15 protein-coding genes are annotated in these 14,298 nt (G+C 68.2%); 3 read left to right on the forward strand and 12 right to left on the reverse strand.

Annotated elements, in window-relative coordinates; genetic code table 11:
- Nucleotides 1-16: 16 nt before the first annotated feature.
- From ABZV34_RS29385 to ABZV34_RS29405, 5 genes are all read right to left on the reverse strand, one after another.
- The gene (locus ABZV34_RS29385) at nt 17-445 is read right to left on the reverse strand and encodes a cytidine deaminase (protein WP_356283043.1); all 429 of its coding nucleotides are present in this window, start codon (nt 443-445) and stop codon (nt 17-19) included.
- On the reverse strand, nt 442-1,704 hold the full coding sequence (locus ABZV34_RS29390; RefSeq protein ID WP_356283046.1) for an ABC transporter permease: 1,263 nt from the start codon (nt 1,702-1,704) through the stop codon (nt 442-444). Before ABZV34_RS29390 ends, ABZV34_RS29385 begins: the two co-directional genes overlap by 4 nt.
- On the reverse strand, nt 1,701-2,831 hold the full coding sequence (locus ABZV34_RS29395) for an ABC transporter permease (RefSeq protein WP_356283049.1): 1,131 nt from the start codon (nt 2,829-2,831) through the stop codon (nt 1,701-1,703). Before ABZV34_RS29395 ends, ABZV34_RS29390 begins: the two co-directional genes overlap by 4 nt.
- On the reverse strand, nt 2,828-4,489 hold the full coding sequence (locus ABZV34_RS29400) for an ABC transporter ATP-binding protein (RefSeq protein WP_356283087.1): 1,662 nt from the start codon (nt 4,487-4,489) through the stop codon (nt 2,828-2,830). Before ABZV34_RS29400 ends, ABZV34_RS29395 begins: the two co-directional genes overlap by 4 nt.
- Nucleotides 4,490-4,745: 256 nt before the next feature.
- Nucleotides 4,746-5,795 carry a BMP family ABC transporter substrate-binding protein gene (locus ABZV34_RS29405; RefSeq protein ID WP_356283052.1) on the reverse strand — a complete coding sequence of 350 codons (1,050 nt, stop codon included), beginning with the start codon at nt 5,793-5,795 and terminating at the stop codon, nt 4,746-4,748.
- Between the two features lie 382 nt (nt 5,796-6,177).
- Between ABZV34_RS29405 and ABZV34_RS29410 the strand changes: the two genes are divergently transcribed.
- Nucleotides 6,178-6,522 (forward strand): hypothetical protein, encoded by a 345-nt coding sequence (locus ABZV34_RS29410; RefSeq protein ID WP_356283055.1) that lies wholly within the window; start codon nt 6,178-6,180, stop codon nt 6,520-6,522.
- Nucleotides 6,523-6,671: 149 nt separating this feature from the next.
- Here ABZV34_RS29410 and ABZV34_RS29415 read toward each other — a convergent pair whose 3' ends face one another.
- From ABZV34_RS29415 to ABZV34_RS29425, 3 genes are all read right to left on the reverse strand, one after another.
- A complete protein-coding gene (locus ABZV34_RS29415) occupies nt 6,672-7,739 on the reverse strand; it encodes a BMP family ABC transporter substrate-binding protein (RefSeq protein ID WP_356283058.1) in 1,068 nt (355 codons plus the stop codon).
- A gap of 394 nt (nt 7,740-8,133) precedes the next feature.
- Nucleotides 8,134-9,384, reverse strand: a complete 1,251-nt coding sequence (locus ABZV34_RS29420) for a M20 family metallopeptidase (RefSeq protein ID WP_356283061.1) — start codon at nt 9,382-9,384, stop codon at nt 8,134-8,136.
- Between the two features lie 576 nt (nt 9,385-9,960).
- A complete protein-coding gene (locus ABZV34_RS29425; RefSeq protein ID WP_356283064.1) occupies nt 9,961-10,401 on the reverse strand; it encodes an ATP-binding protein in 441 nt (146 codons plus the stop codon).
- Nucleotides 10,402-10,641: 240 nt separating this feature from the next.
- On the opposite strand from ABZV34_RS29425, the gene ABZV34_RS29430 reads away from it, so the two are divergent.
- Entirely contained in the window at nt 10,642-11,523 is an 882-nt protein-coding gene (locus ABZV34_RS29430; RefSeq protein ID WP_356283067.1) for a DUF5753 domain-containing protein, read from the forward strand.
- 3 nt (nt 11,524-11,526) lie between these two features.
- Entirely contained in the window at nt 11,527-11,724 is a 198-nt protein-coding gene (locus ABZV34_RS29435) for a DUF397 domain-containing protein (RefSeq protein ID WP_356283070.1), read from the forward strand.
- Here ABZV34_RS29435 and ABZV34_RS29440 read toward each other — a convergent pair.
- From ABZV34_RS29440 to ABZV34_RS29455, 4 genes are read right to left on the reverse strand one after another with little or no spacing between them, the layout of a single operon-like run.
- Entirely contained in the window at nt 11,718-12,410 is a 693-nt protein-coding gene (locus tag ABZV34_RS29440) for a contact-dependent growth inhibition system immunity protein (RefSeq protein WP_356283073.1), read from the reverse strand. The two genes, ABZV34_RS29435 and ABZV34_RS29440, sit on opposite strands and share 7 nt — an antisense overlap.
- Nucleotides 12,411-12,452: 42 nt before the next feature.
- Entirely contained in the window at nt 12,453-12,764 is a 312-nt protein-coding gene (locus ABZV34_RS29445) for an RNase A-like domain-containing protein (RefSeq protein WP_356283076.1), read from the reverse strand.
- Nucleotides 12,761-13,426, reverse strand: coding sequence for a hypothetical protein (locus tag ABZV34_RS29450; protein WP_356283079.1), 666 nt, complete (start codon nt 13,424-13,426; stop codon nt 12,761-12,763). The genes ABZV34_RS29445 and ABZV34_RS29450 overlap by 4 nt, the downstream gene beginning before the upstream one ends.
- A 57-nt stretch (nt 13,427-13,483) precedes the next feature.
- Nucleotides 13,484-14,092, reverse strand: coding sequence for an RNase A-like domain-containing protein (locus ABZV34_RS29455; RefSeq protein WP_356283082.1), 609 nt, complete (start codon nt 14,090-14,092; stop codon nt 13,484-13,486).
- Nucleotides 14,093-14,298 lie beyond the last annotated feature (206 nt).

Below are 14,298 nucleotides of genomic sequence, written 5' to 3' on the forward strand. Positions count from 1 at the left end.
AGGGGCCGCGGAGGCGTTACTTGGTGAGATTCTCCGGCCCGAAGGCCTGCGGCAGCATCTCGGAGAGCGGCAGGATCCCGGCCGGCGTCTCCACGAGCAGGCCGGGGCCGCCGAACTCGTACAGCAGCTGGCGGCAGCGTCCGCACGGGACAAGGATCTCGCCCCGCCCGTCGACGCAGGTGAAGTGCGTCAGCCGGCCGCCCCCGCTGTTCTGCAGCTGGGAGACGAGACCGCACTCGGCGCACAGCCCGAGCCCGTACGAGGCGTTCTCGACGTTGCAGCCGGTGACGGTCCGGCCGTCGTCGACGAGCGCCGCGGCACCCACCGGGAACTCCGAGTAGGGGGCGTAGGCACGGGACATGGCGTCCCGCGCGAGCTCCCGCAGGGCCTCCCAGTCGGCTTCCCGGGATCCGGGCTCCACGGATCCTGCCTCCGGGGAGGTCACTTGCCCTGTCCTCTCCGGTACGGCAGGCCGTCCGCCTTCGGCATCCGCAGATGCTGGGCGGAGAGCGAGAGCACGAGCAGGGTCACGACGTACGGAGTGGCGCTCACGAACTGCTGCGGGACCTCGTCGGTGGCGAGGTACCAGACGAACATCAGCGCCGAGACCACGGCGGTGACGACCGCAGGCACGACCCGCTTCTTCCAGGCCAGGTAGGCCACGGCGAACACCAGCAGGATCGCGATGAGCAGGATCAGCGCGTGCACGTTGGTGCCGCCGCCGCGCAGGTTGAGGCTGTCGGTGTAGCCGAACAGGCCCGCGCCGAGGGCGAGGCCGCCCGGCATCCAGTTACCGAAGATCATCGCGGCGAGACCGATGTAGCCGCGCCCGGCCGTCTGACCGTCGAGGTAGACGTTGGACGCCACGATGGACAGGAAGGCACCGCCGAGGCCGGCGAAGCCGCCCGAGATGATCACGGCGATGTACTTGTACTTGTAGACGTTGACGCCGAGGGACTCGGCGGCCACCGGGTTCTCACCGCAGGAGCGCAGGCGCAGGCCGAAGGCCGTGCGCCACAGCACCCACCAGGTCGCCGGGACGAGGGCCACCGCGACGAGGGTGAGCGGCGACAGGTCGGTGACCAGTCCGCCGAGCAGGCCCGCGATGTCCGAGACCAGGAACCAGTGCTTCCCGTTGAGGGTGGACAGCCAGCTCGACAGCCCTGGGATGTCGAAGGTGCCGAGCGAGTCGATCGGCGGGGACTGCTTGGAGGAGCCCTGCGGCGCGTTCTCGAAGGTGAACTTGGAGAGATAGCGGGTGGTGCCGAGCGCCAGGATGTTGATGGCCACACCGGAGACGATGTGGTTGACGTTGAACGTCACGGTGGCGATGGCGTGCAGGACGCCGCCGAGGCAGCCGCCGATGATGCCGAAGGCGACACCGGTCCACGGGCCCCACTGGTAACCCGCCCAGGCACCGAACCAGGTGCCGAGGATCATCATGCCCTCGAGGCCGATGTTGACGACGCCCGCACGCTCGGCCCACAGACCGCCGAGACCCGCGAGGCCGATCGGCACCGCGAGGCGCAGCGCCGTGGACATCTGTCCGGTGGAGGTGATGCCCTCGGCGCCGGTGATCAGGCGGACGATCGAGGTCAGGATCAGTACACCCGCGATGACGAGCAGGAGTACCGGCAGGGACATTCGGCGGCTGCCCTTGCCGGGCTGCTTCGCCTGCGGCTTGGCGACGGTCGCGGTGCTCATCGGGCAGCCACCTCCTTCGGGGAGTTGTTGTTGGCGGCGGCCGCGGCGGCCAGTTCCTCACCGACCCGCTTCTGCTGGCGGCGCAGGCCCCAGACACGTACGGCCTCGTACGAGATGACGACCGCGAAGACGATCAGGCCCTGCATGATCGTGGCGATCTCCTTCTCGTACGCCACCGGGGTCGCGTAGTCGAGAGCCGGGGACGCCTTGTCGAGGAAGGCCCACAGGAGTGCGGCGAGGGCGATGCCGCCCGGGTTGTTGCGGCCGAGCAGCGCGATGCCGATGGCGGTGAAGCCGAGGCCGGCGGGGAAGCTCAGGCTGTAGGTGTGGGCGTCGCCGAGGAGCAGCGGCAGCCCCGAGAGACCGGCGATCGCGCCGGAGATCAGCATCGCGGTGAGCACCATCCGCTTGGCGTCGACACCGGAGGCGGCGGCGGCCTCCTCGGAGGCGCCGGTGGCGCGCAGGTCGAAGCCGAAGCGGGTGCGGTTGAGGACGAGCCAGTACAGGACGCCCAGGAGCACCGCGAGGAAGACCATGCCGTAGATCTCGCCGACGTCCGAGCCCAGGTCGATGCCGGGGAACCAGCCGGACTTCTTCATGATGCCGGTCGTGTTGTTGTTGCCGACCTGCACACCCCAGATGTTCTCCGCGGTGAGGTAGCCGATGAGGCTGGTGGCGATCGCGTTGAGCATGATCGTCGCGACGACCTCGCTCACTCCGCGGGTGACCTTCAGGAGGCCCGCGATGCCGGCCCAGAAGGCGCCGGTGCACATGGCGACGATCATCAGCACGGGGATCTGCAGGAAGGACGGCAGCGCGAGGTGCGCGCCGACCACCGCGGTCATCATCGCGCCGAGGCGGTACTGGCCGTCCACACCGATGTTGAACAGGTTCATGCGGAAGCCGATGGCCACGCCGAGTGCCGCGATGTAGTACAGCGACGCCTGGTTGACGATCAGTACCTGGGTGTCGGAGTACGTCGCCTGCTGAAGCATCAGGGAGTACGGCTCGAACGCGCTCTTGCCCGAGGCGAGCAGCACGACCGAGGTCAGTGCGATCGCCGTGACGAGCGCGATGACCGGGCCGGCCACCGCGAGGAGCACGCGCTCCTTGTCGAACTTCTTCATCGGGCCTCGTCCTCCGGGGCGGCGCTTTCCGCTACGTGCTCCAGGTGTCCGGAGGCGGCGCCGGTCATGGCCGAGCCGAGTTCCTCCGGGGTGACGGTCGCCGGGTCGGCGTCCGCCACGAGCCTGCCGTTGTAGATCACCCTGAGGGTGTCGGACAGGCCGATCAGCTCGTCCAGGTCGGCCGAGATCAGCAGCACGGCCAGGCCTTCGCGGCGGGCCTCGCGGATCTGGTCCCAGATCGCGGCCTGCGCGCCGACGTCCACACCGCGGGTGGGGTGGGCGGCGATCAGGAAGCGCGGCTTGTGGCTCATCTCGCGGCCGACGATCAGCTTCTGCTGGTTGCCGCCGGAGAGCGAGGCGGCGGTGACGTCGATGCCGGGGGTGCGGACGTCGTACTCCTCGACGATCCGCCGGGTGTCCTCCTGGGCGCCCTTGATGTCGAGCCAGAAGCCCTTGGCGTTGGGGCGCTCGGTGACATGGCCGAGGATGCGGTTCTCCCAGAGCGGGAAGTCCAGCAGCAGGCCGTGGCGGTGGCGGTCCTCGGGGATGTAGCCGATGCCCTGCTCGCGGCGCTTGCGGGTGGGCCAGCCGGTGATCTCCTCGCCGAGGAAGGCGACGGAGCCCGCGTCGGCGTGCTTGAGGCCGATCAGCGCGTCGATGAGCTCGGTCTGGCCGTTGCCCTCGACACCGGCGATGCCCATGACCTCGCCCGCGTGGATGGTGAAGGTGACGTCGTCGAGAACGCGTCGCACCGCGCCGGCGGTCTCGGCCTTCTCCTCCGTGACCAGACCGGCGCCCGTCGGCTCGGCGAGCTCGCCGAGCGAGGCGCCGCCTTCGGCGTAGGCGGTGAGGCCCTCGACCTCGATCACCGGCTTGTCCGTGACGGTCGACTCGGCGGTCTCCGGGGTCGGCAGCTCACTGCCGACCATCATCTCGGCGAGCTGGCGGGGGGTCGTCTCGGCCGGAACGGCGGTACCGACCGTCGTACCGCGCCGGATGACCGTGATCTCGTCGGCGACCGACAGGACCTCGCCCAGCTTGTGCGAGATGAAGATGACGGCCAGGCCCTCGGACTTGAGCTCGCGCAGGTTGTCGAAGAGTGCGTCGACCTCCTGCGGCACCAGTACGGCGGTGGGCTCGTCCAGGATGAGGGTGCGGGCGCCGCGGAAGAGGACCTTGAGGATCTCGACGCGCTGGCGCTCGGCGACACCGAGGCTCTCGACGAGCACGTCCGGGCGGACGTTCAGCCCGTACCGGTCCGAGATCTCCTTGATCTTCTTACGGGCGCCGCCGCCGATGCCGTACAGCTTCTCGCTGCCCAGGACGACGTTCTCCAGGACGGTGAGGTTGTCGGCGAGCATGAAGTGCTGGTGGACCATGCCGATGCCGCGGGTGATGGCGTCGGCGGGCGACGAGAAGGTGACCTGCTCGCCGTCGACGGCGATCGTGCCCTCGTCCGGCTTCTGCATGCCGTAGAGGATCTTCATCAGCGTCGACTTGCCGGCACCGTTCTCGCCGACGAGGGCGTGGACGGTGCCTTTTCGGACGCTCAGATGGATGTCGTGGTTGGCCACCACACCCGGGAACCGCTTGGTGATCCCCGCCAGCTCGACCGCGGTCGACTGCGCGGTGAGGGGAGGGCTGCTGGACGCGTCGATGGCGCACTCTCCTTGGAAAAGGGGCCATCTACGCGCGTAGCGCCCCTGCTTTAAATAGTGCCCGGACCGACCGAAGGTGATCTGCTGTCGATCACTTCAGATGCTGTCCGAGCATTTTGCCGCGCGAACGGGGCATGAGGAGTCATCCTCCCCACACCCCGTTCCGTGGCCGTAACGCTGCCATTTCAGCGTCGCCGTGGCCATGGTTTCGACGTCTGGTGATGACGTCGTGACCTGGCGGGGACCGGGACTCGGATCAGGAGGTCTTGACCGTGATCGAGCCGTCCTTGATGCCGGCCTCGGCCTTCTTCAGCGCGGCCTGCAGGGCGGCGTTGTTCTTGAACACCGGGTTCGAGTCGGCGAGGCCGACACCGCCGGTGGCGAGGCTCGCACGGACGACGCCGGTCGCGGGCTTGCCGTCCTGGACCGACTTCGCGAGGTTGTAGACAGCCCCGGCGACGTCCTTGGTGGCCGAGGTCAGGATGTAGTCCTTGTACTTGGCCAGCGCGTCCTGGCTGTACTGGTCCGAGTCGACACCGATGGCCCACACCTTGTGCGAGGCGGCGGACTGGATGACACCCTGGCCCGACAGGCCCGCGGCGGCGTAGAGCACGTCGGCGCCGGCGTCGATCTGGCCCTCGGCGGCGTCCTTGCCCTTGTCGGGGCTGGCGAAGCCACCCTCCTGGGGGGTCTGCGTCAGGTACTGCGACTCGATCTTGATGCTCGGGTTGACCGACTTGGCGCCCTGGACGTAGCCGGCCTGGAACTTGTGGATCAGCGGGATGTCGACGCCGCCGATGAAGCCGATGTGGTCCTTCTTGGTGGACTTGGCCGCGGCCACGCCCGCCAGGTAGGAGGCCTCCTCCTCGTGGAAGACCATGTCGGCGACGTTCTTCGCCTGGACCTTGTCGTCGTCGATGATGCCGAAGGTGATCTTCGGGTACTTCGCCGCGACCTCCTTGACGGCCGGCGCGTACACGAACCCGACACCGATGATCGGGTTGTAGCCCGACTTGGCCAGCTGCTCCAGACGCTGCACCTTGTCGGCGTCGGACTCGCCGTCCTGCGGCTCGATGTCCCGGCCGCCGATCTTGAGGTCCGTCTCGGCCTTCTGGAAACCGGTGAACGCGGCATCGTTGAAGGACTGGTCGCCCTTGCCACCGATGTCGTACGCGAGACCGATGCCCTTACCCTTGGCCGAGCCGCCACTGTGGGCGTCGGTGGAAGAGCCGCCACAGGCGGAGAGAGCAACGGCGAGGGATGCGGTTGCAACGCCCGCAACCGCGATTCGGGACACCCGGCGCATGAACGTGACTCCTTTTGTGCAGGCGCCCAGACCAGGCGCTGATTCCGCCGCAGCGTAACGCGCGTAGACATAGCAGAGAACCCACCTTGCCAGAGTGTTATGCGACCGTTTTGAACCTTCGGGGAACGGCTGTCGAACACATGGGACGTGTCCGGTCGGCAAACCGGTCCGGCCATCCGCCCGGCCTCGGGACCCGGCGCCCGCCCCTCGCGTGTCATGTACCAGACCGTGACACAGTCCAAGATCCTTCCCAGGTCGGATCTTTTCGGCAGGTACCCCCCGGAAGAATCGCTGTTCGAGATGCGCATCTCCGCGGGCCGGACCAGCCTGCGGCAGCGGGCCGGACCAGCCCGCGGCAATCGCTTCTGATCCAAGGGGGATCGTGAAACTCAACAAGTTCACCGCCACCGCGATAGGTGTCGGTGTCGTGCTGTCGGGCACCGTGGTCGGTGTCGCGACACCCGCCTCGGCCGCGTCGACCTGCTCCACCTGGATCTCCAGGGACCAGTCGACCGGGTACGGCAAGTGCACCGGGGGAAACACCCGCCTGAGCAAGCACCGCGTGAAGGTGGTCTGCATCGGGCCTCGCGGCGACACGGCCAACGTGTACGGCAAGTGGGTCAGCACCCGCCACGGCGAGACGTCGAAGGCCGTGTGCACCATCAATCCGGTGAAGTCCGGCGTCGGCGTGTACAGGATCAGCATCGAGACGGACGAACCGATCTAGTCAGCCCGTCCCGACGAGCGCACAGCGCTCACAGAGGTGTGACCGCGAACGAAGGAGCCCCCTCCGGCCCTGCGGGCCGGAGGGGGCTCCTTCGTCGGTGATCGCTGATCAGTGATCAGTGATCAGTGATCAGCGTTCACAGGCACGGTTCACGGGGTCTTGACGGTGACCTTGCCGTCGATGATGTCCTGCTTCGCCTTGTCGACGGCGGCGACGACGTCCTTCATCGCCTGGTACTTCGGGTTGGTGTCGGCGAAACCGACGCCGCCCGACTTCAGGTCGCCGCGCACGACACCGTTCAGCGGCTTGCCGTCGACGACGGACTTGGTCAGGTCGTACACGGCGCCGCCGACGTTCTTCAGGGCCGAGCCGAGGATCCAGTCCTTGTACTTGGCCAGAGAACTCTGCGCGTACTGGTCGGAGTCGACGCCGATGGCCCACACCTTGTGCGAGGCGGCGGACTGGATGACACCCTGACCGGACAGGCCGGCCGCGTGGTAGAGCACGTCGGCGCCCGCGTCGATCTGACCGTCGGCGGCGGCCTTGCCCTTGTCGGGGCTGGCGAAGCCACCCTCCTGGGGGGTCTGCGTCAGGTACTGCGACTCGATCTTGATACTCGGGTTGACCGACTTGGCGCCCTGGTCGAAGCCCGCCTCGAACTTGTGGATCAGCGGGATGTCCACGCCGCCGATGAAGCCGATGTGGTTCTTCTTGGTGGCCTTCGCCGCCGCGACGCCCGCGAGGTAGGACGACTGCTCCTCGTGGAAGACCAGGTCGGCGACGTTCTTCGCCTGGTCCTTGTCGTCGTCGATGACGCCGAAGGAGATCTTCGGGTACTTCGCCGCGACCTCCTTGACGGCCGGCGCGTACACGAACCCGACACCGATGATCGGGTTGTAGCCGGCCTTGGCCAGCTGCTCCAGACGCTGCACCTTGTCGGCGTCGGACTCGCCGTCCTGCGGCTCGATGTCCCGGCCGCCGATCTTGAACTCGGTCTCGGCCTTCTGGAAACCGGCGAACGCGGCGTCGTTGAACGACTGGTCGCCCTTGCCACCGATGTCGTACGCGAGGCCTATGCCCTTGCCCGAGTAACCCGACGAGCTCTTGTCCGAACCGCCACCGGACGACTCGGTGCTGGACTTACCGCAACCCACGGCGGCGAGGGCGATGACCGAGACGGCCACCGCTGCTTGGGAGAACCTGGTCCTCCGAGACATCAGACGCACAGCAAGCACCCTTCATCCCCACGGCCGTCACCGGTCCGCTTCCCCAACACGCCGCACCGCAGCGGTTTCGGCGCACAGTAACGCGCGTAGAAGGGCAGGGGAACGGAATTCCTCCTGGCCGTTATCGAACCGTGCCGCCACCGGGTTACGTTCGCGCGCCACCCGTTACGACAGGGTGACGCAAGGGGACGAAGGGGCAGCGATAGGGGCATCGGACGCTCCGGCGGCCCGGGTACCCCCTGCGTCACCTGGGGCCCGGGGGCCCTTTCGCGCCATCCTCGCGTGCACGGCTCACGCGCACGGGACGGCGTGCAAGCCTCACGTGCATGGGACGGCGCGTCCGGGTCCTGGAGCCCGGGGACCTCGCAGGGCTAGTACCGCGGCACTAGCGGATCGCGTCCAGCAGGGCCGCCGCGGTGAAGAGCTCGACTCCCGCCGTGATGGCCGACTCGTCCGCGTCGAAGTCGCCGCGGTGCAGGTCACGGGTGGTGCGCTCGCCCGGTGTACGAACTCCGAGGCGGGCCATGGCACCGGGCACGTGCTCCAGGTACCAGGAGAAGTCCTCGCCGCCGAGGCTCTGCTCGGTGTCCTCGACGGAGTACGGGCCCCGCCGAGAGGTCATGGCGTCGTGGAGGAGCTCCGTGACCGCCGGGTCGTTGACGACCGGCGGGACACCCCGGATGTAGTTGATCTCGGACTTGGCGCGGTACAGGTTCGCGATCTCGTCGATGGCCTCGTGCACCAGGTCGGGCGCCTGCCGCCAGGCCTCCAGGTCGAGGCACCGTACGGTTCCGGAGAGTTCGGCGTGCTGCGGGATGACGTTGCACGCGTGCCCGGACTCGATCCGTCCCCAGGTCACCGCGAGCCCGCTGCGGGCGTCCACACGCCGGGCCACGAGGGAGGGCACGTCGGTGACGACGCGCGCCGCGGCGGTGACGAGGTCGGTCGTGAGGTGGGGGCGCGCGGTGTGGCCACCGGCGCCGTCGAGTGAGACCTCCAGCCGGTCACAGGCGGAGGTGATGGGGCCGTGGCGCAGTCCGATCCGCCCGGCGTCGACCTTCGGGTCGCAGTGCACACCGATGATCCGCCCCACGCCGTCCAGTACTCCGGAGTCGATGGCGTCGGGCGCGCCCCCGGGCAGGACCTCCTCGGCGGGCTGGAAGATCAGCCGGACGGGGTGTGGCAGCAGCCCCTGGCGGTGCAGCTCGGCGAGGACGAGCCCGGCGCCCAGGACGACGGTCGTGTGCACGTCGTGGCCGCAGGCGTGCGCGCGGTCGGGCACGGTCGAGCGGTACGCGCAGTCACTCTTCGTGTCCGGGATGGGCAGCGCGTCGATGTCGGCGCGCAGGGCGAGCATGCCGCGTCCGCCGTCGACCGCACCGTCCCCCACGCCTTCGGTGCCGTCGATCCCGATGTCACAGATGAGCCCGGTCCCGATGTCGAGCACGCGGGGCTTGAGGCCCGCCTGCTCCAGGCGTTCCTTGAGCGCCGCGGTGGTGCGGAACTCCTGGTTGCCGAGCTCCGGGTGCATGTGCATGTCGCGGCGGAACGCGATCAGCTCGGCACGCAGGGCGTCGGGCAGGGTGCCGGGGAGCGCCGCTCCCCCGGGAACATCGGCCTCGTACTCTCGGGACATCAATGGGTTCACCCTTTGAAGGGTAGGGCGACGGGGCGGCCAACTGACTCACGATCAACAAAAGTTCAGCCCGTTAGGGGAAAACACTTAGCCGCGCGACGCATAGGTTTCAGGTGGGATGGGTACGCTCGCCCGTCTTTACGGACGATGGGATCGTGAGCCAGACGGTATGCGCGCCCTGGGCGGGCCGCATCCCGGCCGGGGGCCGACTGCTGCCGCGTCCGAGCCGGTGACCGACTGCGGTGACGGTCCGTGACCACGGGGTGGCGTGAACCCTTGGTGCGGGCCGCCGACCCTCTCTCGATCCAGTCCGCAAGGGCTGCTCGCGGACTCCCATAGGGGAACGCTCGGGGTGTCCGAGCTCATTCCCGTGCTCTACGGTCCCACAGACCTGACCAAGATCATGCGCATGGCTGCCGGGACACCACTCTTTGTCGACCAGGGTGCGAGTGCCGTGTCGGCCAGGGTGATCGCGACGGTGCCTTGGCCGGTTCCCACGTGGTCCCGTGCGCGTGACCCCGTGGACGCCGACGCGCAGCCGCCGCACGCCGGTGTCGGCGGTGACGCCTCAGCAGGTCAGGCATCGGGGTCCCCGCGCATGTCCAGTTCCGCCCACACGGTCTTGCCGACGGTGAGTTTCTCCACGGCCCAGCGGTTCGCGAGCGTGCGGACGATGAGGAGGCCGCGGCCGAACTGGTCGTCCGCGACGGGCGCGCCGGGATGCGGAAGCCGCTCACCTCTCGGATCGGTCACCGCGACGCGCAGCGCGGTGCCGGTCAGCGACGTCTCGACACGGAACAGACGGTCCCGTAAGCACCCGTGGAGCAGGGCGTTCGTACACAACTCGCTCGCCAGCAGGGCCGCGTCGCCGGCGACGCCGGGGTGGCCCCAGTCGACGGCGAGTCGGGCGACGCGTCTGCGGGCGCGGGAGATGTTGCTCGGGTACGGGGTGTAACTGACGGCGTCGTAACGGTCGTTGCCCTTGGCGGGTCGAGGGGGAGGGCAGGAGTTGGTCACGGGGTGCGTCTCCTTGCGCGAGGGCGGGCGCCGGGTGGGGTGGGTCTGCCGCGCGGTGCCGGTTCGATTGGGGCAGCACGGCGCGCTTCCTCCGACCGGTGTCACCGAGTGGTCGACTGAACACCGAAGGTAGTGGAGAGGTCGCATTCCAGGCAAGAAGTCTCAGGGAAATATGTCTCCAGACTTGGCGACCCTGCTCGCCGACCTGCACACTGGCCGCGACCCAGGAGGTAATCCGACGTGACCGCAGTCCCGTTCACGCGCGGCAACCGCGTATCCACCGTCCTCGCGCGCAAGTTGGGTGGTGAACTGCTGACGCTGCGCGACACGGCCGGCCTGACACAGCCACAAGCCGCGGAGGCACTTTCGGCAACCGCGGCCAAGGTCGCCAAGATGGAACGAGGCTGGGTACCCTTCCGCGATCCCGACATCCAGATCCTGTGCGACTTGTACGGCGTCACCGATCCGAAGGCCGTGGAACGGCTGCTGAATCTCGCCAAGACCGACCGGGAGCGCCGCAAGGCCAAGGGGTGGTGGAACCAATACCCCGAGCTTCGCTCTCTCGTTGAGTACGTGGCCCTCGAGGACATCGCGACCGGCATCCGTACCTGGCAAGGGGCCTTCGTCCCCGGCCTCCTGCAGACTCCGGACTACGCCCGGGCTCTCGCGATCGGCAACGCCGACTGGGACGACCCCGACGACATCGAGCGCTTCGTCGAAGCGAAGATCGCGCGGCAGGCACGCTTGACGGACACGAACCCACTCAGCCTGTGGGCTGTCGTGGGCGAGGGCACACTGCGCCAGCTCGTTGGCGGCCAAGAGGTCATGCGCGCACAACTGGCGCACCTGGCGGAGGCGTCCCGTCTGCCCCATGTCAGGCTTCAGGTCCTCCCCTTCTTCGCCGGTTCCCATCCCGGGATGACCAGCGCCTTCAGCGTCGTCTCGTTCGCCGAACCCGGCGCGATGGACGTGGTCTACATGGACACCACCTCGTCTACCCTTTGGCTGGAGAGCGAGGCCGACGCCGCGCGCCACAACGCCACATTCGAACGGATTGCCCGGAGCGGACTCGCGCTTCGCGATTCCACCGCACTGATCGAACGTATCCGCAAGGAGCTGTGAGCCGTGTCGCACTTCGAGTTCGCCAAGTCCAGCCACAGCAGCGGCAACGGCGAATGCGTCGAAGTCGCCCGCAACATACCCGGCACCGTCGCGGTCCGTGACTCGAAGGACGTGGGCGGCCCCGTCGTCGTGGTCGCCCCGTCCGCCTGGGCGGCCTTCGCGGTGCACGTGGGGCGGGGAACGGGACGCGCGCCTCACTGAGCGGTGTCCGGCCCGTAGTCCGCGTCCGCGCGCGGCGACTCGAGTCGTTCGGCGACGAGGGTGAGCCAGGCGCCGGGGCTGTAGGGGGCGGGTGGGTCGACCTCCATGCCCAGTTCGGCGACGGCCAGGGCGGAGTCGGACTCGGCCAGGTCGAGGGCGAGGAGTTCGCGCACTTCGCCGACGAGGCGGGCGACGAGCTGTGGGTGGGTGCCCGTGACGTAGTCGTCGACGGCGGCGTCATGGTCGTCGAACTCGTCCGGCATGTCCTGGGAGAACCAGCCGCCGAGGAACTGGGCGAGTTCGGGGAAGCGGGCGTGCCATTCCCAGTGGGTGGCGGGGGTGGCCGGCGGCGGGGCCTCGCCGGTCTCGACGCTGTGCTTGATGTGGTCGGCGAGGCAGGACAGCCACTGCTGGATGTCCTGCTCGGGAAGCCCGACGTCCGGGATCGCGTAGAACTCGCCGAGACGCAGGCGGAGCCGGCCGGGCGGGTTGCGGGCGTACTCCCTCAGCTGGACCTCCGCCGTGGCCAGTGCCCAGGGGCGGGTGTGCCAGGTGTGACGGAGGTACGCCGTCAGGGCCTGGCTGGGCTTGTCCGGGGTGTCGTCGGCGGGCTGCCCGGCGTAGGCGCGGATCACCTGGTCCAGTTCGCCGTGGCGGCGGTCGTGTTCGAGGGGGCTCAGGGGCACGGTGATCAGCCTCTACTGGTCTCTGCGGGGTTCTACGGGGCTCTACAGGTAGACGGGAAGCGTGGCGTGCACGACGAAGCCGTGGGGGCGGGTCGCGTCGCGCCTGAGCACCACGCGGGCCGCGCGTACGTCCACGGGCTCGCGGCCGGCCAGCATCATCGCCTGCAGCAGCACCCGGCCGACCGGCTCGGTGCGCGACGGCCACGACGCCTCGATCGTCAGACGGGGGCGGGTGGCCTGGGCGAGCCAGCGGTGAATGAGCTGCTCGTTGGCGGTGACGACCTGCTGGGTGGCCCATTGGGCGGTTTCGCGGTCGGGGTAGGTGGCGGCTCTGTTGGCGTTCGGCGCCGTCATCGTCCTGAGATTCCGTGCAACTCGGTGAGGTGTTCATTTCCCATCCGGACGATCTCCCGCAAGACACTGCTGGACACCCACGGAATGCTCTGCGAAAGCGTCGAGCGCAGAACATCCGGATCCGGAAAGAGGAGCAGGGCTTCTTGCGCCTGCGCTATGAGAGCCGTTGCCCTGCTCGCGCATTCTCCGGGATGCATGCTGTCGAACCCGGCCGACAGACACGCGTCGAGTTTCTCGAACTCGTCGGTCTCCACCCAGTATTTGAAGTCGATCACTTCCGGAAACGCGAGGCGGGCCTCCCACGGAGCCATGGCAAGCTCCCCGTAACCGGGAACGGTCACGCCATCGAGCTTACGGATGGTGGAGGCCGCGTCCGACAGATACTCCCGCACCGGACGGCCGCGGGCCGCGAGAGTCAGCCTCTCCTCGAAACCTGCCGGAAGTCGCGTTCGCAAGGAGCTCGCCAGCACTTCCGCGACAAGATCCACCGTGCCCGCGGCTGTGGCCAGCGGCAGCGCCCAGGAAGCACGCTGCATGCTCCGGCAGAGGCGGGTGATCTCGTGCTCGAAGTCCTCGTTCTCCGTGGTGTTCGCGTCGAGGGACACGTCGAGCAACCGCGAAACGAATCCGTTGTTGAACACTGCCCCGATGTATGTGGTCAACGCTGGCTGCACCTTTCTCGCTTCTTCTTGCACGCTCACGGAACCGGCACTTCCGGCTCATGGCGTCGTGGGCATGGAGGTGAGGACCACGAACTTCGGTTCCACGGCTTGTTTGTAGCGCAGCACAACCTCGACGCTGTGTGCGTCGACGCCCCGCGCGCTCAGAGCTTTCTGATCGTACTCGCTCCGCAGGACCGTCCGGCCGGTCACATCGTTGAATGAAAGAGACAGGTTGAGTGTCGACCTTTCATTCGGGTGGTTCTCGAGTCTCTTCAACCAGTTCTCGATCTTCTCCGCGTTCCCGACGTCATCCATTGCTTCCTGGGTGAACCGCTGAGCGGAGGCCATGTTCGTGAAGCTGGACGCGGCTACGGGTCTCACTGAACCGTCACGAAGTATCTGCTGATCCCTCAGGCGCTGCGCGAGCTGCTCGTCCGTCTTGCCGACGTGTTTGTCGATGACGTGGCTGCCGTGGATCCCCTCCTGGCTCGCCAAGTCCAGTGCGTAGAAGTGGTTCTCCTCATCCCCGTCCCGGATGTATTTGTGCTCCGACTTGAATTCGTTCAGCGATCGCGCACCGAACGCCTCAGCCCGTGCCTCCTCAGCGGCATATATGGGCACGCTTCGCCTGGCCTCTTCGAGTGCGCCCTTGAGACGCAATGCCACTTAGCTTGCGTTGATCTTGACCAGCGGGGCTGGTGAGCGGGGGCTATCGTCCTGCGCATGCCGGAGGTTGAGGGTGGGGCGGGTGTCGGGCTGGCCGAGTGGGTGTCGCTCGGGGTGCTGGCCGAGGCGGTGCCGCGGGACGTGGTGGACGAGGTGGTGCTGGCGCAGGGGCGGCAGTCCCGGCGGGCCGGCGGGAAGCTACCGCC

This window comes from Streptomyces sp. NPDC005195 (assembly GCF_040608315.1).
Lineage (GTDB): Bacteria > Actinomycetota > Actinomycetes > Streptomycetales > Streptomycetaceae > Streptomyces > Streptomyces kaempferi.

Coding starts and splice junctions, on each gene's coding strand:
- ABZV34_RS29390 (WP_356283046.1), bottom strand. CDS start 1,704: ATGAGCACCGCGACCGTCGCCAAGCCGCAGGCGAAGCAGCCCGGCAAG.
- ABZV34_RS29395 (WP_356283049.1), bottom strand. CDS start 2,831: ATGAAGAAGTTCGACAAGGAGCGCGTGCTCCTCGCGGTGGCCGGCCCG.
- ABZV34_RS29405 (WP_356283052.1), bottom strand. CDS start 5,795: ATGCGCCGGGTGTCCCGAATCGCGGTTGCGGGCGTTGCAACCGCATCC.
- ABZV34_RS29415 (WP_356283058.1), bottom strand. CDS start 7,739: ATGTCTCGGAGGACCAGGTTCTCCCAAGCAGCGGTGGCCGTCTCGGTC.
- ABZV34_RS29420 (WP_356283061.1), bottom strand. CDS start 9,384: ATGTCCCGAGAGTACGAGGCCGATGTTCCCGGGGGAGCGGCGCTCCCC.
- ABZV34_RS29445 (WP_356283076.1), bottom strand. CDS start 12,764: ATGACGGCGCCGAACGCCAACAGAGCCGCCACCTACCCCGACCGCGAA.